The organism is Klebsiella sp. Shm-1 (genome assembly GCF_040804525.1).
Lineage (GTDB): Bacteria > Pseudomonadota > Gammaproteobacteria > Enterobacterales > Enterobacteriaceae > Klebsiella > Klebsiella pneumoniae.
Map to the genome: position 1 here is coordinate 4,389,011 of NZ_CP161823.1, position 26,106 is coordinate 4,415,116.

Genomic DNA, 26,106 nt, shown 5'->3' on the forward strand with positions numbered 1-26,106 from the left:
ATCGATGCCTGAAACCCGTAAAGTTGTTATCACTCCCGGCGAACCCGCCGGGATTGGCCCTGACCTGGTCGTGCAGCTTGCCCAGCGCGACTGGCCAGCTGAGCTGGTGATTTGCGCCGATGGCGCCCTGTTAACTGACCGAGCCAAGCGGCTCGGTCTTCCTTTATCTCTCCTCCCTTACGATCCCGCGCAACCTCCTGTTCCTCAGCGCGCCGGTACCCTGACGCTGCTGAACGTGCCGCTAAACGTCCCGGCGGAGCCCGGCGTGCTGAATGTGCAAAACGGCGCCTACGTAGTGGAGACGCTGGCGCGCGCCTGCGACGGCTGCCTTAGCGGCGAGTTTGCGGCGTTAGTGACCGGCCCGGTGCATAAAGGCAACATCAACGACGCCGGTATCGCCTTTACCGGTCATACCGAGTTCTTTGAAGAGCGCGCGAAGGCCAGCAAAGTGGTGATGATGTTGGCGACCGAGGAGCTGCGGGTGGCGCTGGTCACCACCCATCTGCCGTTGAAAGCCATCAGCGAAGCGATTACCCCCGAGCTACTGCGCGAGATCATCACCATTCTCGATCACGACCTGCGCACGAAATTTGGCATTGCCCAGCCGCATGTGCTGGTTTGCGGGCTTAACCCGCACGCTGGCGAAGGCGGCCATATGGGAACAGAAGAGATAGACACCATCATTCCGGTGCTGGAAGAGATGCGCGCAAAGGGGATGAACCTCAGCGGTCCGCTGCCGGCAGACACCCTCTTTCAGCCGAAATATCTTGATCATGCCGATGCGGTACTCGCGATGTACCACGATCAGGGCCTGCCCGTGCTAAAATACCAGGGCTTTGGCCGCGGCGTGAACATTACGCTCGGTTTACCTTTTATTCGTACCTCCGTCGACCACGGCACCGCACTGGAATTAGCGGGCCAGGGAAAAGCGGACGTCGGCAGTTTTATCACGGCGCTTAATCTCGCCATCAAAATGATTGTTAATACCCAATGAATAATCGAGTCCATCAGGGCCATTTAGCCCGTAAACGCTTCGGGCAGAACTTCCTCAACGATCAGTTTGTGATCGACAGCATCGTCTCGGCGATTAACCCGCAGAAAGGCCAGGCGATGGTTGAAATCGGCCCCGGCCTGGCGGCCCTGACCGAGCCGGTCGGCGAACGCCTTGACCAGCTGACCGTCATCGAACTGGACCGCGATCTGGCGGCTCGCCTGCAGACGCATCCGTTCCTCGGTCCAAAGCTGACCATCTATCAGCAGGATGCGATGACCATGAACTTTGGCGAACTGGCGGAGAAAATGGGCCAGCCGCTGCGCGTCTTCGGCAACCTGCCGTACAATATCTCGACCCCGCTGATGTTCCATCTGTTCAGCTATACTGATGCCATTGCCGATATGCACTTTATGCTGCAGAAGGAAGTAGTGAATCGTCTGGTTGCCGGACCGAACAGTAAGGCGTATGGTCGGTTAAGCGTGATGGCGCAATATTATTGCCAGGTGATCCCGGTACTCGAAGTGCCGCCGAGCGCGTTTACCCCGCCGCCTAAGGTCGACTCCGCGGTGGTACGCCTGGTGCCGCACAGCACCATGCCGTATCCGGTCAAAGAGATCCGGGTGCTGAGCCGCATCACCACCGAAGCGTTCAACCAGCGCCGCAAGACTATCCGCAACAGTCTCGGCAATCTGTTCAGCGTGGAAGTGCTGACCGAGCTGGGCATCGACCCGGCCATGCGCGCCGAAAATATTTCCGTGGCGCAGTACTGCCTGATGGCCAACTGGCTGTCTGACAATCTGCCAACGAAGGAGAGCTAACCATGATTCATTCACCCCGGGTGTGTGTCCAGGTACAGAGCGTCTATATCGAATCGCAGTCTTCCCCGGAAGAAGAGCGCTACGTCTTCGCTTACACCGTCACCATTCGCAACCTGGGGCGGAGTCAGGTTCAGCTGCTTGGCCGCTACTGGCTCATCACTAACGGCCACGGTCGTGAGACTGAAGTTCAGGGTGAAGGGGTGGTCGGCGAGCAACCGCATATTCCCGCCGGCGGTGAATATCAATATACCAGCGGCGCAGTGATTGAAACGCCGCTGGGAACCATGCAGGGTCATTATGAGATGATCGATATCGACGGCGCGCCGTTCCGTATTGAGATCCCTGTTTTCCGTCTCGCAGTTCCAACGCTCATTCATTAAAACAATGTCAACATACCTTATTGGCGACGTTCACGGTTGCTACGATGAACTGATCGCATTATTAGCGCAGGTTGAATTCGATCCGCGGAGAGATACGCTGTGGCTGACCGGCGATCTGGTGGCCCGAGGCCCGGGATCGCTGGAGGTCCTGCGCTATGTCAAATCTCTGGGCGACAGCGTACGACTGGTGCTGGGCAACCATGACTTACACCTGCTGGCGGTCTTTGCCGGTATCAGCCGCAACAAGCCGAAGGATCGTCTGAAACCACTGCTGGAAGCGCCGGATGCCGATGAGCTGCTCAACTGGCTGCGTCGCCAGCCGCTGCTGCAGGTGGATGAAGAGAAAAAGCTGGTGATGGCCCATGCCGGCATTACGCCGCAGTGGGATCTGGAGACCGCCCAGCAGTGCGCGCGCGATGTTGAAGCAGTGCTCTCCAGCGACTCCTATCCTTTCTTCCTCGATGCCATGTACGGCGACATGCCGAACCACTGGAGCAACGAGCTGAGCGGCCTGGCGCGCCTGCGCTTTATCTCTAACGCCTTTACCCGCATGCGCTACTGTTTCCCGAACGGCCAGCTGGATATGTATTCGAAGGAAGCACCCGAGGACGCCCCGGCGCCGCTGAAGCCGTGGTTTGCCATTCCCGGCCCGGTCAGCAATGCCTACAGTATTGCCTTTGGCCACTGGGCTTCGCTGGAGGGACGCGGCACGCCGGAGGGGATTTACGCCCTGGATACCGGCTGCTGCTGGGGCGGGGAACTCACCTGCCTGCGCTGGGAAGATAAGCAGTACTTCACCCAGCCGTCGAACCGGCAGAAAAGCCTCGACGAAGGCGAAGCCGTCGCGTCCTGACTCTTCCCGGATAGCGGCGCGTTGCGCCTTATCCGGGCTACCTGCGGCGTCGTTTTGTCGGGTGGCGGCTAACGCCTTACCCGACCTACATTTCCTTGCCATTTGTAGCCTTGGGCAGCGCTCCAGGAAGACGAAGCCCGCGACGGGAAACATGACGCAGTCCCGTAGGCCCGCGCAAGCGCAGCGCCGCCGGGCAAGAACTGCGGGCGCGGAGCCACTTTTGTGTCGGGTGGCGGCTAACGCCTTACCCGACCTACGTTTATGTGCTATTTGTCGCTCCGGGGAGTGCTTCAGAAAGAAGACGAAGCCCGCGACGGGAAACATGACGAGATAATGAGTGCGCCATCGTCGCGCAATTCATGCAAAAGAAAACCCCGGTCACGCCAGACGCGACCGGGGTTTTTTTATCGCTATCCTGCCCGCTTAACGGCGTTCGAGGATCTCAAAGCAGTAGCTATGGGAGTTCTGCGCGTCGGCGTCATGAAACTCGCTGAACACCGACTCCCATTCGTCCGGATCGTAATCCGGGAAATGGGTATCGCCTTCCACTTCCGCATCAATATGGGTCAAGTAGAGCTTCTGCGCTTTCGGCAGGAACTGCTCATACACCCGGCCGCCGCCGATCACCATAATCTCTTCCACATCGCCGCAGGCGGCAATTGCTTCTTCTACGGAGGAGACCCACTGCACGCGATCGTCGCTGCCGGGTTTGCTGCTGATCACGATATTTTTACGCCCCGGCAATGGGCGCCCAATGGATTCCCAGGTCAGACGCCCCATCACCACCGGCTTATTTAACGTGTTGCGTTTGAACCAGGCGAGATCGGCAGGCAGGTTCCATGGCATGGCGTTTTCCATACCAATGACGCGATCTACCGCTAACGCCGCAATCAGACTGATCATTCATTCATTCCCGAGTGCAAAAAATTGTCGCCACTATACGGAAAGCGTACAACTTCGTCGACTGGCCGGAGGGTAAAGAATAAGAAAATTTTCTGATTTGCTGGCAAGCCCACGTTCACACCGTGGGCCGCCAGAAGAGGATCCAAACGAAAACAAAATGTTACTGGTCAGCCTCAGGCTGAGGGCTTATTTTCCGGCTCATCGGCGATATCCCCGGTGTGCCTGCCCTCTTCCGTACCCTGCCAGCCATGACGCTGCACCAGCGACAGATGATGACGATCTTCGTTGATGATGCCGGTCAGCATATCGCTGGTCCGCTTGAAGACCGCCACCCGCGACGCGGCATCGTTTTCCGCCATCGCCACCATCTCTTCGACCATCTGCAGGTTGAATCGACGGAACAGATCGGCCCGCTCGCGCGCTTCATAGGCGCCGAGCCCCAGCGCCTCCAGCGTCATTCGGCCGGACTTCAGCGCCGCCTCGAAGGTTTCACGCTCCGGGGCCTCGACGCCAGCCTGGCGCAGCTGAATGTAATGATCGACATCGCGGGCGCGGGAGATGATCTGCAGATGCGGAAAATGCTCTTTTACCCTCGCCACCAGCTCCAGGCTGACGTGCGGATCGTCAATGGCATTGATCAGCACTTCCGCCTTTTCGGCCCCGGCCGACTCCAGCAGATCGACCCGGGTGGCATCGCCGTAGAAAACCTTCATATCAAATTTGCGCAGGGTATCGACATGGTCCGGGTCATGATCGAGGATCACCATCTTCACCCCGCTCGAGAGCAGCAATCGCCCGGCTATCTGCCCGAAGCGGCCAAAGCCGGCGACAATCACCCGCGGCTGCTCTTCGTCAATCTCGTCAGCATCACGCGCCTGGCCGCTGGACGATTTCTCCAGACGGGTCAGCAGCACCAGCAGAATGGGGGTTGCCGCCATCGACAGGGCCACCGCCAGGGTCAACGCTTTTGCCCATTCGCCGTCCAGTACATCCGCCATCCGCGCGGCGCCAAACACCACAAACGCGAACTCACTCCCCTGCCCCAGCAGCACCGCAAACCAGCGGCGCTGGGCGCGCGGTACGCCAAGCGGCCTGGCGATAAGCCACAGCATCAGCATTTTTATCGCCAGGAAACCGACCAGCAAAATCACAATACGCAGCGGATGGGTGACCAGGGTGCCGAAATCAATCGACATGCCGACGCCGATAAAGAACAGCCCCAACAGCAGTCCTTTAAACGGCTCAATATCACTCTCCAGCGCATGACGATATTCGGAACTGGCCAGCAGCACCCCGGCGAGAAACGCCCCCATCGCCATCGACAGCCCCACCTCTTCCAGCAATAAGCCAAAGCCGAAGACCAGGAACAGGGCCACGGCGCTGAACACTTCGCGCAGGCCGGAACGGGCGACAAAGCGCAGCAGCGGGCGGGTCAGATAGCGCCCAAGGACCACCACCAGCGCCAGCGCTGCGGCCACTTTCAGCGCGGAGAGGGCAAAAGCCATCAGCGAAGTGGCGCCGCCGCTGGCCGCCAGCAGCGGGATCATCGCCACCAGCGGGATCGCGGCGATATCCTGGAACAGCAGCACCGCAAAGGCGCTGCGCCCCATCTGCGACACCGTCAGATTGCGCTCATTCATCGCCTGCATAGCAATGGCTGTGGAAGAAAGCGCCAGAGTCATACCAATCAGCTCGGCCACCTGCCAGCGCAGGCCCAGCAGCATGCAGAACAGGCCGATCAACACCCCGCAGGCCACCATCTGTAGTGCGCCGCCGCCAAACACCGAGGCGCGCAGCTTCCATAAGCGCTGCGGATCGAGCTCCAGACCAATGACGAACAACATCAGCACCACGCCAATCTCGGCAAAGTGCAGAATCGCCTCGGCATCGGTCACCAGCCGCAGCCCCCACGGGCCGATAATACAGCCGGCGATCAGATAGCCCAGCACTGACCCCAGCCCCAGACGGACGGCGATGGGCACAATCAGCGCCGCGGCACCGAGGTAAATCAACGCCTGTATCAGCGTATGGCTATCCATTCTGGTGTGCCTCCTGCCAGTCGATTAAGCGTTGACGATAGCGGCGGGCCTGCGCCTGCAGCGTTTCATCATCGCAGATAAAGGTGCAGTGCATAGCGAACGGCGGCAGCCATTTCATTCCGCAGTAAAGCGCGGTTGCCTGCAACGGCTGCGCCAGCACCGGAAAACCGGGGAATGAGCCGATGTCGAAGTGGCTTTCACCGCCGCCGGTGGTCACCGCCCACATCAGCGATTTACCGCGCAGGGCAATACCGTTATGACCATAGGCCCAGCCGTGCGACAGCACCTTGTCCATCCACAGCTTGAGCAGCGGCGGTACGCTATACCACTGCATAGGATGCTGCCAGATAACCAGATCGGCACGGGCCAGCGCCGCCTGCTCGGCGGCGACATCGATATTAAAGTCGGGATAGAGTTGATAGAGGGAGCGTATCTCTACGCCTTCAAGCGTCCCTGCCTGTTCAAGCATTCGCTTATTCGCATGAGAATGCTGCGGATAAGGATGCGCATAAATTATCAGAATCATTGATTGGCCTGCGTTTGCTCTTGTCGTAATCAGCAAGAGTGTAGACAGTTAAGCGAACCGCTTACAATGATAACTGTGATTTATGTCGCGATGGCTTACGCAACGCGCGCCCTGAGGGTTAACGTCAGGCCTTAGTTATCCAGCTCGTCCATGGACTTCACCTGGTCGCGGTTAATCTGCTCCACGCGGCCGGTTTCGGCATTTTTGTATGAGACAAGGCCGGTGTCATCATCCACCTGCGGTTTGCCGCTGGTGACAATGGTCTTGCCGTCGGTGGTTTTGATCGACTGATTCGATGAGCAGCCGGCCACGAACATGATTGCCGTCGCTGCCAGTGCGGATGCCACCAGAATATTGTTCCGCATTGTATCCTCCTGTCTTTTCATCAATAGGTATCGTTATGGTGCTAACTATAGTTAGCCTGACCCGACAGGGGGTTAAAAGCAGAACTCTCTGAAGATGGCTGCGGCCAAAAAAAATAGGCTGACGATGTCGTCAGCCCAGGATTGTTGCTATCCGGCCAGGCCGGGAAGCTTATTTAGTGATTTGCGCGTGCATTTCCTGAACCGAAATCACCTTCTCGGTGGCGTCAGCGTTCAGCGCCATCGCGGTGGCAAAGCCGCCGTTCAGGGTGGTGTCGTAATGCACTTTGTACTGCAGCGCGCTGCGGCGAATCAGCTTGGAGTCTTCAATCGCCTGGCGACCTGCGGTGGTGTTGATGATGTAGGTATATTCGCCATTCTTGATGCGGTCCTGAATGTGCGGACGACCTTCATGCACCTTGTTCACCAGACGCGGGTTAATGCCCGCTTCACCCAGCACAATCGCCGTACCGTGAGTCGCATCCAGCTCGAAGCCAAACTTCAGCAGCTTCGCCGCCAGGTCAACCACGCGCTCTTTATCGCCTTCGCGGACGGAGAGCAGCGCACGACCCTGTTTCTTCATGGTCGAGTTGCTGCCCAGCTGCGCTTTGGCGAACGCTTCGGCAAAGGTGCGGCCGACGCCCATCACTTCCCCGGTGGAGCGCATTTCTGGCCCTAACAGCGGGTCAACGCCCGGGAATTTATTGAACGGCAGGACCACCTCTTTCACCGAGTAGTACGGCGGGATGATCTCTTTGGTCACGCCCTGCTGCGCCAGCGTCTTACCGGCCATCACGCGCGCCGCCACTTTCGCCAGCGGGACGCCGGTGGCTTTGGAGACGAACGGTACGGTACGCGCCGCACGCGGGTTGACCTCAATCAGATAAACTTCGTTATCTTTCACCGCGAACTGGACGTTCATCAGGCCGCGAACCTGCAGCTCGAAGGCCAGCTTCTGCACCTGCTCGCGCATCACATCCTGAATCTCTTTGCTCAGGGTGTAGGCCGGCAGGGAACAGGCGGAGTCGCCGGAGTGGACGCCTGCCTGCTCGATATGCTCCATGATGCCGCCAATCAGCACCATTTCGCCATCGCAGATGGCATCGACATCCACTTCAATCGCATCGTCGAGGAAGCGATCCAGCAGCACCGGCGCGTCGTTGGAGACGCTGACCGCGGTCTGGAAGTAGCGGCGCAGATCCTGCTCGTCATAGACGATCTCCATCGCCCGGCCGCCGAGCACATAAGACGGACGCACCACCAGCGGGTAGCCAATCTCTTTCGCTTTCTCTACCGCCTGCTCAATGGCGGTGACGGTGGCGTTCGCCGGCTGCTTCAGCTTCAGACGGTCAACCGCGTGCTGGAAGCGCTCACGGTCTTCCGCCCGGTCGATAGCGTCCGGACTGGTACCGATAACCGGCACGCCGGCAGCTTCCAGGGCACGAGCCAGTTTCAGCGGGGTCTGGCCGCCGTACTGGACGATAACGCCTTTTGGCTTCTCGATGCGCACGATTTCCAGCACGTCTTCCAGGGTCACCGGCTCAAAATACAGACGGTCGGAGGTGTCGTAGTCGGTAGAGACGGTTTCCGGGTTACAGTTGACCATGATGGTCTCGTAACCGTCCTCGCGCAGCGCCAGCGAGGCGTGTACGCAGCAGTAGTCGAATTCGATACCCTGACCGATACGGTTCGGGCCGCCGCCGAGGACCATGATTTTATCGCGGTCAACGGACGGGTTGGACTCACACTCTTCTTCATAAGTGGAGTACATGTAGGCGGTATCGGTAGCAAATTCCGCAGCGCAGGTGTCCACGCGCTTGTAGACCGGGTGCAGGTCATACTGGTCGCGCAGCTTGCGGATTTCCGCTTCCCGCACGCCCGCCAGCTTCGCCAGACGCGCATCGGCAAAGCCTTTACGCTTCAGGGTGCGCAGGAAGTCAGCGTCGAGGCCGTTGATGCCCACTTCCGCCACTTTCTCTTCCAGACGGACCAGCTCTTCAATCTGTACCAGGAACCAGCGGTCGATGTTGGTCAGGTTGAAGACGCCGTCAACCGAGAGGCCCGCGCGGAACGCGTCAGCGATATACCAGATACGCTCAGCGCCGGCATCTTTCAGCTCGCGGCGGATTTTGGTCAGCGCTTCCGGGTCGTCGAGGCTCACTTTCGGGTCGAAGCCGGTAGCGCCCACTTCCAGACCGCGCAGCGCTTTCTGCAAGGATTCCTGCTGGGTACGGCCAATCGCCATCACTTCGCCGACAGACTTCATCTGGGTGGTCAGACGGTCGTTGGCGCCGGCGAATTTTTCAAAGTTAAAGCGTGGGATTTTAGTGACCACGTAGTCGATGGACGGTTCAAAGGAAGCCGGGGTGCGGCCGCCGGTGATGTCGTTCATCAGCTCGTCAAGGGTATAACCTACCGCCAGCTTGGCTGCCACTTTAGCAATCGGGAAGCCGGTGGCCTTAGAGGCCAGCGCCGAGGAGCGGGAGACGCGCGGGTTCATTTCGATAACGATCAGGCGACCGTTTTTCGGGTTGACCGCGAACTGCACGTTAGAGCCGCCGGTTTCGACGCCGATTTCACGCAGCACCGCCATCGAGGCGTTACGCATGATCTGGTACTCTTTGTCGGTCAGGGTCTGCGCCGGGGCAACGGTGATGGAGTCACCGGTGTGGATCCCCATGGCGTCGAAGTTTTCGATGGAGCAGACGATGATGCAGTTGTCGTTCTTATCGCGCACCACTTCCATCTCGTACTCTTTCCAGCCGATCAGCGATTCATCGATCAGCAGTTCGTTGGTCGGAGAGAGATCCAGGCCGCGTTCGCAAATTTCTTCGAACTCTTCGCGGTTATAGGCGATACCGCCGCCGGTGCCGCCCATGGTGAAGGACGGACGGATGATGCACGGGAAACCAACGTCGGCGGCAACCGCCAGCGCCTCTTCCATCGTGTGGGCGATACCAGAGCGCGCGGTGTCGAGGCCGATTTTTTTCATTGCGATATCGAAACGGCGACGGTCTTCGGCTTTATCAATCGCATCGGCGGTGGCGCCAATCATGGTCACGCCGAATTCAGCCAGGACCCCCTGACGCTCCAGCTCGAGCGCGCAGTTCAGCGCCGTCTGGCCGCCCATGGTCGGCAGCACCGCATCCGGGCGCTCTTTTTCGATGATTTTACGCACCACTTCCCAGTGAATCGGCTCGATGTAGGTGGCATCGGCCATTTCCGGGTCGGTCATGATGGTCGCCGGGTTAGAGTTCACCAGGATAACGCGGTAGCCCTCTTCGCGCAGCGCTTTACACGCCTGGGCGCCGGAGTAGTCAAACTCACACGCCTGACCGATAACAATCGGGCCCGCGCCCAGAATCAGGATACTTTTTATGTCTGTACGTTTTGGCATTGCTTTCTTCTCCGAAGAACCTGTTTATGGTCGTCGCGAGCGATGGGTAGACAAGGAAAAAATTTGTGAGAAAGCGCAGTTTACAAAACGTAAATGAGCATTTTGAACAAATTTTTAACGCCGTATTCCCGAGCACAGCAGAACATAAACAGGTTCTGATTATTTCGCGGACTGACGGTAGAGCTCAATTAACTCGATAAAGTGGTCGAACAGCGGCGCGGCATCGTGCGGCCCCGGGCTCGCTTCAGGGTGCCCCTGGAAGCTGAACGCCGGTTTGTCGGTACGATGGATCCCCTGCAGGGTGCCGTCGAACAGCGACTTATGGGTCACGCGCAGGTTGGCCGGCAGCGTCGCCTCATCTACGGCGAAACCGTGGTTCTGGGCAGTGATCATCACCACGTTGTTATCAATATCTTTCACCGGGTGGTTGCCGCCGTGGTGGCCGAACTTCATCTTAATGGTCTTGGCACCGCTCGCCAGCGCCAGTAGCTGATGGCCAAGGCAGATGCCGAATACCGGAATATCGGTCTCAAGGAATTTTTCAATCGCCTCGATAGCGTAATCGCACGGCGCCGGGTCGCCAGGGCCGTTGGAGAGGAAGATACCGTCCGGATTGAGCGCCAGCACGTCCGCGGCGGAGGTCTTCGCCGGCACCACCGTCAGGCGGCAGCCGCGGTCAACCAGCATGCGCAGGATGTTGCGTTTCGCGCCGAAGTCATATGCCACGACGTGGAACGGCAGCTCGCTTTCCGCTTTCGCTTCCGGCAGGTCGCCCGCCAGGGTCCAGCTGCCTTGCGTCCAGCTATAGGTTTCTGCGGTGGTCACTTCCTTCGCCAAGTCCATGCCGTTCAGGCCCGGAAACGCTTTCGCTTTTTCCAGCGCCAGCTGGGCATCCGGGCTGTCGCCCGCAATGATGCAGCCGTTCTGCGCCCCTTTCTCACGCAGCAGACGCGTCAGCTTGCGGGTATCGATATCGGCAATCGCCACGATGTTATGGCGCTTCAGATAAGAAGAGAGGTCTTCAGTACTGCGGAAGTTGCTGGCAATCAGCGGCAGGTCGCGAATAACCAGACCCTGCGCATGTACCTGAGAAGATTCTTCATCGGCGGCGTTGGTGCCGACATTACCAATATGAGGATAAGTAAGAGTGACGATTTGGCGGGAATAGGAAGGATCAGTGAGGATTTCTTGATAACCGGTCATTGAAGTATTGAAAACGACTTCCCCAACCGCCGTGCCGGTTGCCCCGATGGCCCGACCGTGAAACTGGGTTCCGTCTTCCAGAACCAATAGCGCTGACTTAATCAAAACATCCTCCAGAGAATATCCACTCACTTTATTTGCATATTAATTCATAAACACGATCTGAATCAATGCAAATCTGTTGCCCGCAGATTTTTGGCAAACGGCGGCATTCTGGAGAGATGTCGGATAAAAGTCAACTTAAAGCGGATATTTTTAATGTCATTTTACGCCACTGGTGCGTAACACGTGATTTTTACGCCAAAAAGATCAACAAACCTGGCTGAGAAAACGCTTGCGGATGTGGAAGAGTGTAAAACAGAGCGATGATCGACAAAAAAGTGGACCAAATGGTCAAAATTTACATTTCACTCACTAAAAAACACGCTAATATTGTATTTTTTACGCATTAGACTTAAGAAACACACCATAATTCGCAAAAATAAAAAAGGGCAACAAAATATTGCCCCTTGCATCAATAACTTATTGATAGCAATAACCACATCACGATGGGTAATAATCGTTATAAACTATTCAGATCCAGCACATCACGCATATCAAACAGGCCATTTTTCTTGTCTTTCAGCCATAACGCTGAACGAACGGCGCCATTTGCAAAGGTCATGCGGCTGGACGCTTTATGGGTGATTTCAATACGCTCACCGATGTCGGCAAACATTGCCGTATGCTCCCCGACAATATCCCCCGCGCGAACGGTCGCGAAGCCGATGGTGCCCGGGACGCGTTCGCCAGTGTAGCCTTCACGACTGTAGACCGCGCAGTCCTTGAGATCTTTGTTCAATGCCCCGGCGATCGCTTCGCCCATCGCCAGCGCGGTGCCTGACGGCGCATCCACTTTATGCCGGTGGTGCGCTTCGATAATTTCGATGTCGGTATAGTCGCCCATCACCTTCGCCGCCTTCTCCAGCAGCTTCAACAGGACATTGACGCCAACGCTAAAGTTAGCGGCGAAGACAATGGCAATGTCCTGCGCGGCATCGCGAATCGCCTGTTTGCCAGCGTCGTCAAAACCGGTGGTGCCGATGACCATCCCTTTGCCGTGCTCGCGGCAAAACGCCAGATGGTTCAGCGTGCCTTCCGGGCGGGTAAAATCGATCAACACGTCGAAATCATCTTTTACCGCCGCCAGGCTGCTCTGCACCGCGACGCCCGCTTTGCCGGCGCCCGCCAGCTCGCCGGCGTCGCTGCCCACCAGGCTTGACCCTTCACGCTCCAGCGCCGCGCCCAGCGCCACGCCTTCCATCTGCAATGCAGCCTGAATTAACTGGCGTCCCATCCGGCCGCCCGCGCCGGCGATGGCCACGCGGATTTGTGCATCATGCATAGCTATTCTCTTTTGTTAACATTACGTAAATTGTTTTCAGAGTAACCAGCCCGTCAGCGGGCCGCTACTCAAAAACGCCGATAATTAGAAATTTATGACAAACGGCGGACGATATCAGTAAAAACTATACGATTGTGCTGAAATGCGTGCTTTGCGGGTGCTCTCTCTGAGACGATAATCGACGTTTTCGTCATCTGTTGGTTTCAAGAAATAAGATGCACTAAATCTGGCAAACTCGACCGACCAGCATTGAAATGCTATGGAAACATTATACTTCCGGTAGAGCAGAAAGCCTTACGCCAGGGTGTAGCTGACCACCAGCTGCCCCTTCTTCATCTTAATCTGACTAATGACAATGTCGCCCAGCTCCGCCAGACGGGCGACGTGGGTGCCTCCGCAGGGATAGGCTGGCAGCTCGCCGAATCCCACCTTGCGCATGCCATCAGCGAACGTCACCTGACGCGGTAAGTCCTGCGCCTGCCATGCCTTTACTAGCGCCAGTAGCGCACTGGCGTCCGGCAGCGCGGCGCTATTCCTGCTGGCAAAGGTTATCCGCCCTTCGCCGGGCCAGTGGTGCGCTTTCACCGGTTGCCAGCCAAGCTGTTCGCCCGCCAGGCCAAGCAGGTGGCCGGCAGAATGCAGACGAGCATGCAGCTGTCTCGCGGAGGCATCAATTTTCATCTCCACTTCACCGAGGGGAAGGGGTTGCGACAGAATATGCAGCACCCTTTCGCCGCGCACAACCACCGTCTCAACCACCTGCCCGGCAATCCATCCGCGGTCCGCCGGTTGACCGCCCCCTTGCGGGTGAAACAGCGTCCGATCCAGTTCGATGGCGTAACGGCCATCCGCTTCTGCAGTGCAGGCGATGATCTGGGCGCGCCCGTCGGTAGCATCGCTGGTGTAATAAACCCGTTCAGTCATAGTGATTCTCCTCTCTGTCCGCCCAGTATATTATTAATGCCGACAGCGATAATCCCATCACCCGCCAATGCACTCTTGCTCCGGGAGCACAAATGAATCTGAACCTCCTGCCCGACCTCGCTCTTTTCGTTCAGATAGTCGACCAGGGCAGCTTCTCCGCCGTCGCCCGCCAGAACGGCATTACCCCTTCAGCCGTTAGCCGCAGCGTGTCACGGCTGGAGCGAGAGATGGGCTGCAAACTGCTGCAGCGTACCACCCGCAAGCTGCGTCTTAGCGATGCCGGGGAAACGATATATCAGCATGCCCAGCAGATGCTGGAAGCGGCGCGACAGGCAATGGATTCCGCAGGCAGTCGCCAAACGGTCGCCCAGGGAAAGCTGACGCTCAGCGTCCCGAAAGCCGTCGGCCGCTTTGTGATCCACCCGCTGATGATGGCGTTTTTCCACCGCTACCCGCAGGTGGACGTCTGCCTGCGGCTGGAAGATCGCCCTCTCGATTTTATCGATGACGGTATTGATCTGGCGCTACGCATCACCGATACCCCCTCCCCCGGCCTGCACGGCAAACCGCTGATGCCAATCAGGCACGTTATCTGCGCCACTGAGGCCTATTTACAGCAGCACGGTACGCCGTACACGCCGCAGGAGCTGCGCGCGCATAGCTGCATTAGCCTTGGCGAAACGCCCGCCGATGCGCGCTGGAAGTTCCGTCGGGAAGGCAAAACAGAAACGGTGCAAACCTACGGGCGGTACGCCGCCAACCATACCGCCGTACGCCTCGACGCGGTCAGACAGCATTTAGGGATCGGCAGCCTGCCGCTGTTCACCGCCCGTGAGGCGCTGGCGAACGGCGACATCGTGCTGGTGCTGCCCGAGTGGGAATTTATCAGCAGCTACTCCGGCGACCTGTGGCTACTGTGGGCGGGAGATAAGCATATGCCCGCCAGGATGCGGGCGATGATCGATTATCTCAGCGAGATGGTGCCGGCGCTGAACGCAGGCAGCACAGAGCCAGCGAAATAATTGCAAACCACGGAATGATAACTCCCAACACAAACCAGATCCCGGAGCGGCCGATATCATGCATCCGCCGGCAGCCTACAGCCAGCAGGGGGGATCGCCATCAACAGCAGCCACAGCGCCGCAAAGGGTATGACAACAAAACTGAGGAGCCCGTAGTGAGGGTCAACAAGGGTGGCCAGACTCCAGGCGGCCACTGGCGCGGCGGCGATCAATACATTGATGAGAAAAAACGTCCAGAACTGCTGCCGGCTGGCGCGGCCACTAAAATTAAAGGTCTCTTTCCAGCCGCTCAAATACGCCTGTCCATAGGTCATTGCTTCTCTCCTTGAAAATCGAGTGATATATCACGGCGCCAGGGCAATCACCTCCGCCGCCCAGCGCTGAAACCCTTCGACGTTGATATCCAGCGCCACCTGGGCGTTCGCCGGCTGGCCCAGTCGTCCTTCGATATCCACCACCGTGGTGCCGGCGGTCCAGGTCCCCTGCGTCTCCACCGCCACAAAGCACGGCTGGAGAGTGAACAGTTCCGGGCGGGCCAGCCACGCAATAGCGCACAAGTCGTGCATGCGCAGACCACTGCTCATGCTGCCGCTGCGATAGTGGCTAAACAGCGCATGGAGCATTTTACCGGTCTGGTTCAGCGTCGGCAGCGTCGCCAGATAATCCGCCGCCAGCAGCGCCCGGTTGGTGACGTCCAGCCCGCACATCACAATCTCCAGCCCGCTGTGGAACACTTTCGCGGCGGCTTCCGGGTCGATAGCGATATTGAATTCCGCATTCGGCGTGAAGTTGCCGCGGCCCGCCGAGCCGCCCATGATCACCAGCCGGCGAATATTAAACACGCATTCCGGGTACTGGGTCAGCAGCAGCGCTATATTGGTCAGCGGGCCAATCGCCACCAGGGTGATCGGCTCGGCAGCATGCATAAGCGCATCACGGATCGCCTGGAAGGCCGGCTTCGCCAGCGGTTGACGTTGATGCTCAACAAAGTCATACCCCTCCATGCCGGATTCGCCATGCACCGAGGCGGCGTCGCGCAACGGACGCACCAGCGGCATCGACGCGCCCTGCGCCAGCGGTACATCGGCATTCCAGAAATGCAGCAATTGCAGCGCGTTACGGGTCGTCTTCTCCACCGAGACATTGCCCGCTACGGTGGTCATCAACTGCAGATCCAGCTCAGGCGCGAACAGCGCCGCGGCAATGGCGGCGGCATCGTCGATGCCCGGATCGGTATCAAGAATGATTGGTAAGCGCATGGTTTCTCCCTAAAAAAATGCCAGACGTTAAGTCTGGCATCTTCTCATACTGCTGGAGGAAAGAACTTACTCTACTTCACGGACATCCACACGCAGCTCTTTCGGCACTTCAAAGACGATATTCTCTTCCCGGCCTTCCAGCGGCACGGCTTCGCCGCCGCCCAGCTCCTGCAGGCGGGTAATGACGTTCTGCACCAGAATATCCGGCGCCGACGCGCCCGCCGTCACGCCGACGCAGGCCGCATCCTTGACCCACGCTTCCTGGATATCGGAGGCGTCGTCAATCAGGTAAGCCGCTTTGCCCATCCGCTGCGCCAGCTCGGCGAGGCGGTTAGAGTTGGAGGAGTTTTTCGACCCGACCACCAGCACTACGTCAGCCTGCTCCGCCAGCGCGCGCACGGCTTCCTGACGGTTAGTGGTGGCATAGCAAATGTCGTCTTTGCGCGGGCCGACGATTTTCGGAAAACGCGCGCGCAGGGCGTCAATCACATCCGAGGTATCGTCGACGGAGAGCGTGGTCTGGGTCATAAACGACAGCCGGGCGTCATTTTTCACTTCCAGCTTCAGCACGTCTTCCGGCGACTCGACCAGGTACATCCCCCCTTGCGGGTTGTTGTACTGTCCCATGGTGCCTTCGACTTCCGGATGGCCGGCATGGCCAATCAGAATCGACTCTTCGCCGCGGCGGCTGGCGCGGGCGACTTCCATATGGACTTTGGTCACCAGCGGACAGGTGGCATCGAACACCGTCAGGTCGCGGCTCTTCGCTTCGTTGCGTACCGCCTGCGACACGCCGTGGGCGGAGAAAATCAGGATCGCGCCGTCCGGCACTTCGCTGATCTGTTCGATAAAAATGGCGCCACGCTTGCGCAGGCTATCCACCACATAGCGGTTGTGCACCACTTCATGACGAACATAGATCGGTGCGCCATACAGCGTCAGCGCGTTTTCTACAATGCTGATAGCGCGGTCAACGCCAGCGCAAAAACCGCGCGGGTTAGCCAACAGGATCTGCATGTTACTCCTCCAGCGCCGGATCGATCTCCAGCACTTCAATATCAAAATGAACAGTGCGCCCGGCCAGCGGATGGTTGAAGTCAACGGTGATGGAATCGCCGTTCACTTCGCGGATCACGCCAGGCATTTCGCTGCCATCCATTGCGGTAAAGAGCATAATCGCGCCGATCTCCGGCTCGCCAGCGTCGATAAACTCGCGGCGAGAGAAATACTGAATCAGGTCCGGGCTGGGTACGCCAAAGGCGGCGTCAGGCTCCAGCGAAAAGGCCTTTTTCTCCCCCTCTTTCAAACCGAGAAGCTGTTGCTCCAGCCCTTCAGACAAAGAGGTGTCGCCGAGGCGAAACAGCGCCGGTTTGCCGTTGCTGCGGGTGGACTCGGCAGTGGAGCCGTCGTCCAGTTTCAGAGTGAAGTGCACCAGTACCGCGCTGTTGCTCTGTACGGATTTAGACATGCAAATTGCTCGCTTGTTTAGGTCACCTGGTGCCCGGCGGCATTACGCTTACCGGGCCTACGGGGGCCAAAAATTCTGTAGGCCGGGTAAGCGTCACGTCACCCGGCATTGAGATTTACGCCTGCTCTTTCACAGTCGGTTTCGGCAGGAAGCCTTCCAGCACAATCAGCGCTGCGCCGATGCAGATCGCGCTATCGGCGAGGTTGAAGGTGGCAAAATGCCAGTCGCCGACGTAGAAGTCGATCATATCGACCACAAAGCCATGCCACAGGCGATCGAACAAGTTGCCCAGCGCGCCGCCGATAATCAGCGCGTAGGCAATATTGTTCAGCTTTTGCGTCGCCTTCGAACGGTACATCAGCACCGTCAGCACTACGCAAATGCCGATCGCGATCCCGGAAAAGAACCAGCGCTGCCAGCCGCCGCTGTCGGCGAGAAAGCTAAAGGCCGCGCCATAGTTGCGGGCATAATGCAGATTAAGCGACGGGAACAGCGGAACCGTCTCCCCCAGAGCGAAGTTCTGGAGGATCAGGAATTTGCTGCCCAGATCGATAATCAGCACGGCTACGACCACCCACAGCCAGCGTAGCCCCGTTGAACAGATCGATTTACTCATCAGGCGAATTTACGTTGCTCGCCGTCACCGGCGACGTTGCTCACACAGCGTCCGCAGATTTCCGCGTGTTCCGCCACCTTGCCGATATCGGTGGTGTAATGCCAGCAGCGCGGGCATTTCTCACCTTCAGCTTTATTCAATGCGACTTTCAACCCTTTGAGCAGTTCGCTTTGCTGCGCATCAGCGGACGCGCTCGCATAGTCTGCGACGTTCGCCCCGGAGGTCAACAGGACAAATCGCAATTCATCGCCCAGCGCATTGAGCTTAGCCGCCAGATCGGCATCAGCATACAGCGTGACTGCCGCTTCCAGCGAGCCGCCGACTTTCTTATCCGCACGCGCCTGCTCGATCACCTTGTTGACTTCGCCACGCACCTTCAGCAGCTCGTCCCAGAAATCGTCGTTCATCGCTTCGTCGTCGGCCAGGCCGAACAGACCTTCATACCACTCGCCGGTGAAGACATATTTCTCACGCTCGCCCGGCAGATAGCCCCAGATTTCATCTGCGGTGAAGGACATGATCGGCGCCATCCAGCGCACCAGCGCTTCCACGATATGGAACAGCGCGGTCTGACAGCTGCGACGCGCCACGCTGTCCGCCTTGGCGGTGTACTGGCGGTCTTTGATGATGTCGAGGTAGAACGAGCCCATCTCGATGGAGCAGAAGCGCATCAGGCGCTGCACCACTTCATGGAAGTCGTAGGATTCGTAGGCTTTCAGGATATCTTCCTGTGCCGCCTGCGCGCAGCCGACCGCCCAGCGGTCCAGCACCACCATCTCTTCCGGTTTAACCATGTCTTTCGCCGGATCGAAACCGTTAAGGTTCGCCAGCAGGAAGCGCGCGGTATTACGGATACGACGATAGCTGTCGGCGGCGCGTTTGAGGATCTCGTCAGAGACCGCCATTTCGCCGGTGTAGTCGGTGGAAGCCACCCACAGGCGCAGGATATCGGCGCCGAGCTTGTTCATCACGTCCTGCGGGCTAACGGTGTTGCCGATAGACTTGGACATTTTGCGGCCCTGACCGTCGACGGTGAAGCCGTGGGTCAGTACCTGGCGATATGGCGCTTTGCCTTTCATCGCCGTGGAAATCATCAGCGAGGACATGAACCAGCCGCGATGCTGGTCAGAACCTTCCAGATACATATCGGCGGCGTGACCGGCGAATTCCGGACGCACGTCAACCACGGAAGAGTGGGTCGACCCGGAGTCAAACCAGACGTCGAGGGTATCCGGCACTTTCTCATAGCTGTCGGCGTCATCGCCAAGAATGTCGCGGGAATCGAGATCCCACCACGCCTGGATGCCGTCAACTTCAACGCGTTTTGCCACTTCTTCCATCAGCTCAAGGGTACGCGGGTGCAGTTCGTGGGTTTCTTTATGCACGAACAGCGACATCGGCACGCCCCAGGTGCGCTGACGGGAGATACACCAGTCAGGGCGGTTAGCGACCATCGATTCGATACGCGCCTGGCCCCAGTCCGGGATCCACTGCACGCCTTTGATCTCTTTCAGCGACTGCGCGCGCAGGCCTTTCTGATCCATGCTCACGAACCACTGCGGAGTGGCACGGAAGATGATCGGCGACTTGTGGCGCCAGCAGCATGGATAGCTGTGCTGCAGTTTCTCAACGTGTAACAGCGCGCCACGCTCACGCAGCATCTCAACGATGATGTCATTGGCTTTGAAAACATTAATGCCGTCCAGGGACGGCCAGGTGCCAGGCAGGTAAGCGCCGTCCGGGCCAACCGGGTTGGCGATTTCCAGACCGTATTTCTGGCTGATAGTGTAGTCGTCCGGACCGTGGCCGCCAGCGGTATGCACCGCACCGGTACCGGCATCCAGCGTCACGTGGTCGCCAAGGATCGCCGGCACGTCGAAATCGAGGAACGGATGCTTAAAGCGCATCAGCTCAAGCTCAGAACCTTGTACCGCCGCCAGAATAGTGTAGTCCGTCGCGCCAACGCGCTTCATTACGCTCTCAACCAGGTCTTTCGCCAGGATCAGCGCCTGGCCGTCAACCTGCACCAGCGCATAGTCGAACTCAGGAGACAGAGAGATAGCGCGGTTGGCCGGCAGGGTCCACGGCGTGGTGGTCCAGATAACCAGCGACACCGGACCGTTGACGTCGGCTACGCCGAATTTCGCCAGTACCGCGGCTTTGTCTACCGCGTGGAACGCGACATCGATAGACGGAGAGGTTTTGTCGTAATACTCCACTTCCGCTTCCGCCAGCGCGGAACGGCAGTCTACGCACCAGTGCACCGGTTTGGCGCCTTTATGCAGGTGGCCATTACCGATGATTTTGCCCAGCGCGCGGATGATGTTGGCTTCGGTTTTGAAGTCCATGGTCAGGTACGGATGCGACCAGTCGCCCAGCACGCCGAGACGGATAAAGTCTTTACGCTGGCCATCGATCTGCTCGGCGGCATATTCGCGGCACTTAGCGCGGAATTCGGCAGCGGTAAATTTCTCACCCGGCTTGCCGTATTCCTGCTCCACTTTCAGCTCGATCGGCAGACCGTGGCAGTCCCAGCCCGGAACGTAAGGCGAGTCATAGCCCGTCAGTCCTTTGGACTTAACGATAATGTCTTTCAGAATCTTGTTTACCGAGTGACCAATATGAATGCTGCCATTCGCATAAGGAGGGCCATCATGCAGAATGAAGGTTTTTTTGCCTTTTTTGGCTGCACGAATGATGCCGTACAGGTCATCATCGGTCCAACGCGCCAGCATTCCCGGTTCGCGTTTGGCGAGGTCGCCACGCATAGGGAACCCTGTTTCCGGCAAATTCAGGGTCGATTTATAGTCACTCATCAGATTCTCGGTTCCGTATTTCGGTTTGATAAACACCAGTGGCTCAGGCCTGGCTGGTCAGCCCAAATAATTCGCGGGCCGTTAACTCATCACGTGCGATTTGCGCCTTCAGCTCGTCCAGCGACGCAAACCGCTGCTCGTTACGTATCTTTTTACGCAGTATTACATTGATATGGCGACCGTAGAGGTCCATTACAACGTCCAACAGATGTACTTCGAGCTGCTGACGCACGCCCGCAACCGTTGGACGGGTGCCAATATTGGCGACGCCCGCTATCGGTTTGTCGCCCAGCCCTGTCACTTCTACCGCATAGACCCCTTTAACCGGGGAAACCTGACGACGCAGCGGTAAGTTCGCCGTCGGAAAACCTATGGTTCGGCCTAGTTCATCACCATGCACGACGCGTCCGGAGATGCTAAACGGATGGCCGAGCAGCGTCTCCGCCAGCAGGAGATCGTCATCGGCCAGCGCCTGGCGTACCGCCGTGCTGCTGATTCGCACCCCGCCTTCGCAGAAGGTTTGGGTGCTGGTGACGTCGAAGCCATATTCCGCCCCCGCCTTTTGTAATAACAAGAAATCCCCCTGGCGACCAGCGCCAAAGCGGAAATCGTCACCAACGGCGAGGAACTGCACGCCCAGGCGACGCACCAGCAGTTCACTGATAAAATCCTGCGCGGTTAGCGCGGCGAACCGGCGGTCAAAGCGAACGCACAATACATAGTCAACCCCGCTTTCAGCCAGATAGCCCAGCTTTTCACGCAGGCGGGTCAATCGCGCCGGGGCTTTATCAGCGGCAAAGAGCTCCAGCGGCTGGGGTTCAAAAATCATCACCACGACCGGTAAACCGCGCTGGCGGCCCTCTTCGCGCAACCGCTGCAGCAGCGCCTGATGCCCACGATGCACGCCGTCGAAATTACCAATGGTCAGCACGCACCCGTGCGGGGCCTGACTGAGATTATGTATGCCGCGTATCAGCTTCATGTCTGGCTCAAAACAGTGAAAATCGTCCGAGTATACCTTGTACAACTGTCAACGTTAACCAGCGATTGCACCTCGGCAACGAAAGTTCTCAGGAATTCATTCACTCAGCGCGAGAAAGCGGGAAAACTGGCCGCGCCCGGCGATTTTTATGGTGGAAAAGCTGTATTCGCCTGCAACAAGCTGGTAGAATCTTGCGCCATCACTACGTAATGAAGCGCTGTGGTGTTAAACGGCGCTTATTTGCACAAATCCATTGACAAAAGAAGGCTAAACGGGCATATTCCTCGGCCTTTGAATTGTCCATATAGAACACATTTGGGAGTTGGACCTTGGCTAATATCAAATCAGCTAAGAAGCGCGCCGTTCAGTCTGAAAAGGCTCGCAAGCACAACGCAAGCCGTCGCTCTATGATGCGTACTTTCATCAAGAAAGTATACGCAGCTATCGAAGCTGGCGACAAAGCTGCTGCACAGAAAGCATTTAACGAAATGCAACCGATCGTGGACCGTCAGGCTGCTAAAGGTCTGATCCACAAAAACAAAGCTGCGCGTCATAAAGCAAACCTGACTGCACAGATCAACAAACTGGCTTAATCGCCTGCTTGCTGAACTTTGTTAAAGAAACCCGCGAAAGCGGGTTTTTTTATGCCTATCATCTTCCCCCGGTAGCGCACGCTGGCGCGATCTGAGCCACGCCAGCCCACGCCTTCCGGCTATCGGGGTTCGGTGAACAGCGACGAATAATCGCGATTACAGATACGCTGTACCGCCGGGTGCTGAATCATTCGTTCAGCGAAAATAGCGTGATACTCCTCCATCACGCTATCCATACGGCCAATTTCGACAATCGATTCATCATGGTAGAAATCATGCGCGTAGAGCGTCGGCGCGACAAATATCGCATTATGTGCGGCGCCGAAGGCTTTCATGAGCGCCGCGTCGTCAAACTCGCCGAGGATCTCCACCTTCAGGCCCTGCACGTTAATCCAGTTCAGCAGCTTACGTCCCAGCATCGATCGCCGGCCGGGGATCAGCAGCCGCCGCTCTTCGAGGCAGGCCGGGAACGGCTTCGTCCGCGCCGGATTCATGCACCAGAAGCTGACGCTGCACTCGCCGATCTTCACCGAAAATAGCCCTTCCTGCTGCGTCGAGTCGATCGGGCAGTCAGAGATAATCATGTCGAGCTTATGCTGGCTCAGCTGCTCCAGCAGCAGCTCATGAGTGGATTCAAAACAGCGCAGATGAATCTGCTCGCTCTCAACGACGGCGGCATCCAGCACGCCGCTGACCAGCCGTTTCGAGAGCGCATCGGCCACGCCGACGTCAAACAGCAGGTTCGACTCTTTGCGATAGTTGACGATGTCGAGCATCTCCTGGCTGAGGGTAAACATCCGGTCGGCATAGCGAAAAACCAGCTCCCCCAGCTCGCTCGGCTCAAGCCCCCTTCCCTTTCGCTTAAATAATTTCCCCTGCAGGCGCTCCTCCAGGGCTTTGATCTGCCCGGTAATGGTCTGCGGCGTCAGAAACAGCGCCTCCGCCGCGCCCACGACGGACCCTTCTTTATACACGTGCCAGAAGTAGTACAGATGATTGTAGTTAATATGTGACATGCTTCTCTCCCTGATAATGTCCAGGAGAGCCTGACGGGCTCTCCTGCAGAAAGGTTATACCGCGAGGCGAGTATCCGTCACGCGCTGACGCAGTATGAGGTAGCCGACGACCGCTGATAGCACTGAGCCGATCAGGATGCCAAGCTTGGCCCAGTTGATCAACGCGGGATCCACGCTGCCAAAGGCCAGGGTGGCGATGAAAATCGACATCGTAAAGCCAATCCCGCACAGGATCCCCACCGCCATAATTTGCTTGCAGGTGGTTCCCTCCGGCAGCGAAGCCCACTTCAGCTTCAGGGCCAGCCAGCAGAACAGGCTAATCCCCAGCGGCTTACCGATAAACAGGCCAGCCATAATGCCCAGCGGCAGGAGCGACGTCAGCCCGGCAAGGGTGACCCCCTGCAGTGAGACCCCCGCGTTCGCGAAGGCAAACAGCGGCAGGATCATAAACGCCACCCACGGGTGCAGGACATGCTCAAGCGCTTTGGCCGGCGACTTGCCATGCTTTTCCTCGAGCGGGATCATAAAGCCGACAATCACCCCGGCAAGGGTCGCGTGAACGCCAGACTTCAGCACCGCCGTCCACAGCACCGCGCCAACCAGAATATAGATCCCGGTACGCCGCACGCCGCTCAGATTCAGGGCCACCAGCACCGCGATCGCCGCCGCCGCCACGCCCAGCGAGAGCATGGACAGGTCGTGGGTATAAAACAGCGCGATAATCACGATAGCCCCGAGGTCATCAATAATCGCCAGCGCCATCAGGAAAATCTTCAGCGCCGTCGGGACCCGGCTACCTAACAGCGCCAGCACGCCGAGGGCAAAGGCAATATCCGTCGCCGCCGGGATCGCCCACCCTTCTCTGGCGACAGGATCCTGGGCGTTAAAGGCCAGGTAGACCAGGGCCGGGACGATCATCCCGCCCAGCGCGGCGATTACCGGGAAGACCGCCTGACGGCGGCTCGCCAGCGACCCCTGCATCAGCTCACGCTTGACCTCCAGGCCAATCAGCAAAAAGAACACCGCCATCAGGGCATCATTGATCCATAACAGCATGTTCTTGTTGATCTCCAGCGCGCCCACACGCAGCTGTACTGGCGTATCAAGGAAGGAGTGATACAGACCGCTGGTCACGCTGGTATTGGCCATCACCATCGCCAGCGCGGCGGCGATAATTAAGACAATGCCGCCGGAAGCATCGCTACTAAAGAATCGTTGCAGATGTTTCACTTTTACTTTCATCCTGTTGGTGAATAACTCGATAAAAGCATAATACACATACTGATAACTCGAAAAAATCAGATTTAAGTTGCGCTAATATTCGCTTTTTACGAGTTAAAGGGGAGTTCTAAGGCGAAAAAAAGCCCGGGCAGCAAAGGCCCGGGCCGGATATCAACAAAGGCGGAATTAGCGGGTCAGGTCGTCGAAGAACTTCTTCACGCCGTCAAAGAAGCTTTTCGAACGCGGGCTGTTGTTTTCCCCGGTCGGACCGCCGAAGCTCTCCTGCAGCTCTTTCAGCAGCTGCTTCTGCTTCTCATTCAGCCCCACCGGCGTTTCCACCACCACGCGGCACAGCAGATCGCCCTGCGCGCCGCCGCGAACGGATTTCACGCCTTTTCCACGCATGCGGAACAGCTTGCCGGTCTGGGTTTCACCTGGAATTTTCAGGTTCACGCGGCCGTCGAGCGTTGGGACCTCGATCTCACCGCCCAGCGCCGCCATGGTGAAGTTGATCGGAACTTCGCAGTACAGGTTATTGCCTTCACGCTCAAAGATAGCGTGCTGCTTCACCTGAACCTGAACGTACAGATCGCCTGCCGGCGCGCCATGTTCGCCGGCCTCGCCTTCGCCCGCCAGACGGATCCGGTCACCGGTATCCACGCCCGCCGGAATTTTAACCGACAGGGTTTTGGTCTTTTCTACGCGGCCATGGCCATGACATTTATTGCACGGATCTTTAATCAGCGTACCGCGTCCCTGGCAGTGCGGACAGGTCTGCTGTACCGCAAAAAAGCCCTGGCGCATCTGCACCTGGCCTGCGCCATGACAGGTCGGACAGGTCTGCGGTTTGCTGCCGGCCTTGGCGCCGCTGCCGTGGCAGACGTCGCACTCTTCCAGCGTCGGAATACGGATCTCTTTAGTGACGCCGCGCACCGCTTCTTCCAGCGTCAGCTCCATGTTGTAACGGAGATCGGCGCCGCGTGCCGCGCGCTGACGACCACGTCCGCCGCCAAAGATATCGCCGAAAACATCGCCAAAGATATCGCTGAAGTCGGCACCGCCGCCAAAACCGCCGCCGCCGCCCATGCCGCCCTGTTCGAAGGCCGCGTGGCCGTACTGATCGTAGGCCGCACGCTTCTGGGCATCAGTCAGGATTTCATACGCTTCTTTGATTTCTTTAAATTTGGCTTCAGCCTCTTTATCACCCTGGTTGCGGTCCGGGTGATATTTCATGGCCAGGCGCTTATAAGCCTTTTTGATTTCACGCTCTTCCGCTGTTTTGGAAACGCCTAAAATCTCGTAGTAATCTTGCTTTGCCATCGGTGTTTTT

At 58.0% G+C, this 26,106-nt stretch carries 23 protein-coding genes and 1 pseudogene; 6 read left to right on the plus strand and 18 right to left on the minus strand.

Features of this window, described 5'->3' with window-relative positions; translation table 11 throughout:
- The first annotated feature begins 4 nt into the window (after positions 1 to 4).
- Genes pdxA through apaH form a run of 4 tightly spaced genes read left to right on the plus strand, consistent with a single transcriptional unit; the run spans position 5 to position 3,045 of the window.
- Positions 5 to 994 carry a 4-hydroxythreonine-4-phosphate dehydrogenase PdxA gene (pdxA, locus tag AB1E37_RS21475; protein ID WP_009485687.1) on the plus strand — a complete coding sequence of 330 codons (990 nt, stop codon included), beginning with the start codon at positions 5 to 7 and terminating at the stop codon, positions 992 to 994.
- A complete protein-coding gene (rsmA, locus tag AB1E37_RS21480; protein WP_002888324.1) occupies positions 991 to 1,812 on the plus strand; it encodes a 16S rRNA (adenine(1518)-N(6)/adenine(1519)-N(6))-dimethyltransferase RsmA in 822 nt (273 codons plus the stop codon). Before pdxA ends, rsmA begins: the two co-directional genes overlap by 4 nt.
- Before the next feature lie 2 nt (positions 1,813 to 1,814).
- Positions 1,815 to 2,192, plus strand: coding sequence for a Co2+/Mg2+ efflux protein ApaG (gene apaG, locus AB1E37_RS21485; protein WP_002888323.1), 378 nt, complete (start codon positions 1,815 to 1,817; stop codon positions 2,190 to 2,192).
- Between the two features lie 4 nt (positions 2,193 to 2,196).
- Positions 2,197 to 3,045, plus strand: a complete 849-nt coding sequence (apaH, locus tag AB1E37_RS21490; protein ID WP_002888321.1) for a bis(5'-nucleosyl)-tetraphosphatase (symmetrical) ApaH — start codon at positions 2,197 to 2,199, stop codon at positions 3,043 to 3,045.
- Between the two features lie 423 nt (positions 3,046 to 3,468).
- Here apaH and folA read toward each other — a convergent pair whose 3' ends face one another.
- The 8 genes from folA to AB1E37_RS21530 form a co-directional block, all read right to left on the minus strand.
- Positions 3,469 to 3,948 carry a type 3 dihydrofolate reductase gene (gene folA, locus AB1E37_RS21495; protein WP_002888320.1) on the minus strand — a complete coding sequence of 160 codons (480 nt, stop codon included), beginning with the start codon at positions 3,946 to 3,948 and terminating at the stop codon, positions 3,469 to 3,471.
- Positions 3,949 to 4,121: 173 nt separating this feature from the next.
- Positions 4,122 to 5,987, minus strand: coding sequence for a glutathione-regulated potassium-efflux system protein KefC (kefC, locus tag AB1E37_RS21500; RefSeq protein WP_009309220.1), 1,866 nt, complete (start codon positions 5,985 to 5,987; stop codon positions 4,122 to 4,124).
- Positions 5,980 to 6,513 (minus strand): glutathione-regulated potassium-efflux system oxidoreductase KefF, encoded by a 534-nt coding sequence (kefF, locus tag AB1E37_RS21505; RefSeq protein ID WP_002888068.1) that lies wholly within the window; start codon positions 6,511 to 6,513, stop codon positions 5,980 to 5,982. The genes kefC and kefF overlap by 8 nt, the downstream gene beginning before the upstream one ends.
- 131 nt (positions 6,514 to 6,644) lie before the next feature.
- Positions 6,645 to 6,878: a YgdI/YgdR family lipoprotein gene (locus AB1E37_RS21510; RefSeq protein ID WP_002888059.1), complete on the minus strand. Its 234-nt coding sequence runs from the start codon at positions 6,876 to 6,878 to the stop codon at positions 6,645 to 6,647.
- Between the two features lie 169 nt (positions 6,879 to 7,047).
- On the minus strand, positions 7,048 to 10,272 hold the full coding sequence (gene carB / locus AB1E37_RS21515) for a carbamoyl-phosphate synthase large subunit (RefSeq protein WP_002888056.1): 3,225 nt from the start codon (positions 10,270 to 10,272) through the stop codon (positions 7,048 to 7,050).
- 159 nt (positions 10,273 to 10,431) lie between these two features.
- Positions 10,432 to 11,580 (minus strand): glutamine-hydrolyzing carbamoyl-phosphate synthase small subunit, encoded by a 1,149-nt coding sequence (gene carA, locus AB1E37_RS21520; RefSeq protein ID WP_004177433.1) that lies wholly within the window; start codon positions 11,578 to 11,580, stop codon positions 10,432 to 10,434.
- A 457-nt stretch (positions 11,581 to 12,037) separates the two neighbouring features.
- Positions 12,038 to 12,859: a 4-hydroxy-tetrahydrodipicolinate reductase gene (dapB, locus tag AB1E37_RS21525; protein ID WP_004177440.1), complete on the minus strand. Its 822-nt coding sequence runs from the start codon at positions 12,857 to 12,859 to the stop codon at positions 12,038 to 12,040.
- A 294-nt stretch (positions 12,860 to 13,153) separates the two neighbouring features.
- On the minus strand, positions 13,154 to 13,783 hold the full coding sequence (locus AB1E37_RS21530; RefSeq protein WP_002887990.1) for a hypothetical protein: 630 nt from the start codon (positions 13,781 to 13,783) through the stop codon (positions 13,154 to 13,156).
- Between the two features lie 92 nt (positions 13,784 to 13,875).
- On the opposite strand from AB1E37_RS21530, the gene AB1E37_RS21535 reads away from it, so the two are divergent.
- Entirely contained in the window at positions 13,876 to 14,805 is a 930-nt protein-coding gene (locus AB1E37_RS21535; RefSeq protein WP_032448256.1) for a LysR family transcriptional regulator, read from the plus strand.
- On the opposite strand, the pseudogene AB1E37_RS21540 reads toward AB1E37_RS21535, so the two are convergent.
- The 7 genes and pseudogenes from AB1E37_RS21540 to ribF all read right to left on the minus strand — a co-directional run bounded on the left by AB1E37_RS21540 (position 14,753) and on the right by ribF (position 21,946).
- Positions 14,753 to 15,119, minus strand: a pseudogene (locus tag AB1E37_RS21540) (DUF805 domain-containing protein). The gene AB1E37_RS21535 and the pseudogene AB1E37_RS21540 sit on opposite strands and share 53 nt — an antisense overlap.
- A 30-nt stretch (positions 15,120 to 15,149) precedes the next feature.
- Positions 15,150 to 16,064: a ribonucleoside hydrolase RihC gene (gene rihC, locus AB1E37_RS21545; protein WP_004146006.1), complete on the minus strand. Its 915-nt coding sequence runs from the start codon at positions 16,062 to 16,064 to the stop codon at positions 15,150 to 15,152.
- Between the two features lie 66 nt (positions 16,065 to 16,130).
- On the minus strand, positions 16,131 to 17,081 hold the full coding sequence (gene ispH, locus AB1E37_RS21550; protein ID WP_002887979.1) for a 4-hydroxy-3-methylbut-2-enyl diphosphate reductase: 951 nt from the start codon (positions 17,079 to 17,081) through the stop codon (positions 16,131 to 16,133).
- A 1-nt stretch (position 17,082) separates the two neighbouring features.
- Positions 17,083 to 17,532 (minus strand): FKBP-type peptidyl-prolyl cis-trans isomerase, encoded by a 450-nt coding sequence (fkpB, locus tag AB1E37_RS21555; protein ID WP_002887976.1) that lies wholly within the window; start codon positions 17,530 to 17,532, stop codon positions 17,083 to 17,085.
- Between the two features lie 115 nt (positions 17,533 to 17,647).
- Positions 17,648 to 18,148, minus strand: coding sequence for a signal peptidase II (lspA, locus tag AB1E37_RS21560; RefSeq protein WP_002887973.1), 501 nt, complete (start codon positions 18,146 to 18,148; stop codon positions 17,648 to 17,650).
- Positions 18,148 to 20,964, minus strand: coding sequence for an isoleucine--tRNA ligase (ileS, locus tag AB1E37_RS21565; RefSeq protein WP_032441041.1), 2,817 nt, complete (start codon positions 20,962 to 20,964; stop codon positions 18,148 to 18,150). Before ileS ends, lspA begins: the two co-directional genes overlap by 1 nt.
- Before the next feature lie 43 nt (positions 20,965 to 21,007).
- Positions 21,008 to 21,946, minus strand: a complete 939-nt coding sequence (gene ribF, locus AB1E37_RS21570) for a bifunctional riboflavin kinase/FAD synthetase (RefSeq protein ID WP_002887969.1) — start codon at positions 21,944 to 21,946, stop codon at positions 21,008 to 21,010.
- Between the two features lie 329 nt (positions 21,947 to 22,275).
- On the opposite strand from ribF, the gene rpsT reads away from it, so the two are divergent.
- Entirely contained in the window at positions 22,276 to 22,539 is a 264-nt protein-coding gene (gene rpsT, locus AB1E37_RS21575; RefSeq protein ID WP_002887965.1) for a 30S ribosomal protein S20, read from the plus strand.
- 119 nt (positions 22,540 to 22,658) lie between these two features.
- Here rpsT and nhaR read toward each other — a convergent pair whose 3' ends face one another.
- The 3 genes from nhaR to dnaJ form a co-directional block, all read right to left on the minus strand.
- Entirely contained in the window at positions 22,659 to 23,555 is an 897-nt protein-coding gene (gene nhaR / locus AB1E37_RS21580) for a transcriptional activator NhaR (protein ID WP_367776860.1), read from the minus strand.
- Between the two features lie 54 nt (positions 23,556 to 23,609).
- Positions 23,610 to 24,785: a Na+/H+ antiporter NhaA gene (gene nhaA, locus AB1E37_RS21585; protein WP_032448254.1), complete on the minus strand. Its 1,176-nt coding sequence runs from the start codon at positions 24,783 to 24,785 to the stop codon at positions 23,610 to 23,612.
- 177 nt (positions 24,786 to 24,962) lie between these two features.
- Positions 24,963 to 26,096 carry a molecular chaperone DnaJ gene (gene dnaJ, locus AB1E37_RS21590; protein WP_002887955.1) on the minus strand — a complete coding sequence of 378 codons (1,134 nt, stop codon included), beginning with the start codon at positions 26,094 to 26,096 and terminating at the stop codon, positions 24,963 to 24,965.
- Between the last annotated feature and the right edge of the window lie 10 nt (positions 26,097 to 26,106).

Excerpts from the sequence above, each read along its gene's own strand:
- kefC (WP_009309220.1), bottom strand. The coding sequence starts at position 5,987 with ATGGATAGCCATACGCTGATACAGGCGTTGATTTACCTCGGTGCCGCG.
- carB (WP_002888056.1), bottom strand. The coding sequence starts at position 10,272 with ATGCCAAAACGTACAGACATAAAAAGTATCCTGATTCTGGGCGCGGGC.
- folA (WP_002888320.1), bottom strand. The coding sequence starts at position 3,948 with ATGATCAGTCTGATTGCGGCGTTAGCGGTAGATCGCGTCATTGGTATG.
- dnaJ (WP_002887955.1), bottom strand. The coding sequence starts at position 26,096 with ATGGCAAAGCAAGATTACTACGAGATTTTAGGCGTTTCCAAAACAGCG.
- apaH (WP_002888321.1), top strand. The coding sequence starts at position 2,197 with ATGTCAACATACCTTATTGGCGACGTTCACGGTTGCTACGATGAACTG.
- AB1E37_RS21510 (WP_002888059.1), bottom strand. The coding sequence starts at position 6,878 with ATGCGGAACAATATTCTGGTGGCATCCGCACTGGCAGCGACGGCAATC.
- ileS (WP_032441041.1), bottom strand. The coding sequence starts at position 20,964 with ATGAGTGACTATAAATCGACCCTGAATTTGCCGGAAACAGGGTTCCCT.
- apaG (WP_002888323.1), top strand. The coding sequence starts at position 1,815 with ATGATTCATTCACCCCGGGTGTGTGTCCAGGTACAGAGCGTCTATATC.
- kefF (WP_002888068.1), bottom strand. The coding sequence starts at position 6,513 with ATGATTCTGATAATTTATGCGCATCCTTATCCGCAGCATTCTCATGCG.
- AB1E37_RS21530 (WP_002887990.1), bottom strand. The coding sequence starts at position 13,783 with ATGACTGAACGGGTTTATTACACCAGCGATGCTACCGACGGGCGCGCC.
- rsmA (WP_002888324.1), top strand. The coding sequence starts at position 991 with ATGAATAATCGAGTCCATCAGGGCCATTTAGCCCGTAAACGCTTCGGG.
- lspA (WP_002887973.1), bottom strand. The coding sequence starts at position 18,148 with ATGAGTAAATCGATCTGTTCAACGGGGCTACGCTGGCTGTGGGTGGTC.
- ribF (WP_002887969.1), bottom strand. The coding sequence starts at position 21,946 with ATGAAGCTGATACGCGGCATACATAATCTCAGTCAGGCCCCGCACGGG.
- AB1E37_RS21535 (WP_032448256.1), top strand. The coding sequence starts at position 13,876 with ATGAATCTGAACCTCCTGCCCGACCTCGCTCTTTTCGTTCAGATAGTC.
- pdxA (WP_009485687.1), top strand. The coding sequence starts at position 5 with ATGCCTGAAACCCGTAAAGTTGTTATCACTCCCGGCGAACCCGCCGGG.
- dapB (WP_004177440.1), bottom strand. The coding sequence starts at position 12,859 with ATGCATGATGCACAAATCCGCGTGGCCATCGCCGGCGCGGGCGGCCGG.
- nhaR (WP_367776860.1), bottom strand. The coding sequence starts at position 23,555 with ATGTCACATATTAACTACAATCATCTGTACTACTTCTGGCACGTGTAT.
- ispH (WP_002887979.1), bottom strand. The coding sequence starts at position 17,081 with ATGCAGATCCTGTTGGCTAACCCGCGCGGTTTTTGCGCTGGCGTTGAC.
- rihC (WP_004146006.1), bottom strand. The coding sequence starts at position 16,064 with ATGCGCTTACCAATCATTCTTGATACCGATCCGGGCATCGACGATGCC.
- fkpB (WP_002887976.1), bottom strand. The coding sequence starts at position 17,532 with ATGTCTAAATCCGTACAGAGCAACAGCGCGGTACTGGTGCACTTCACT.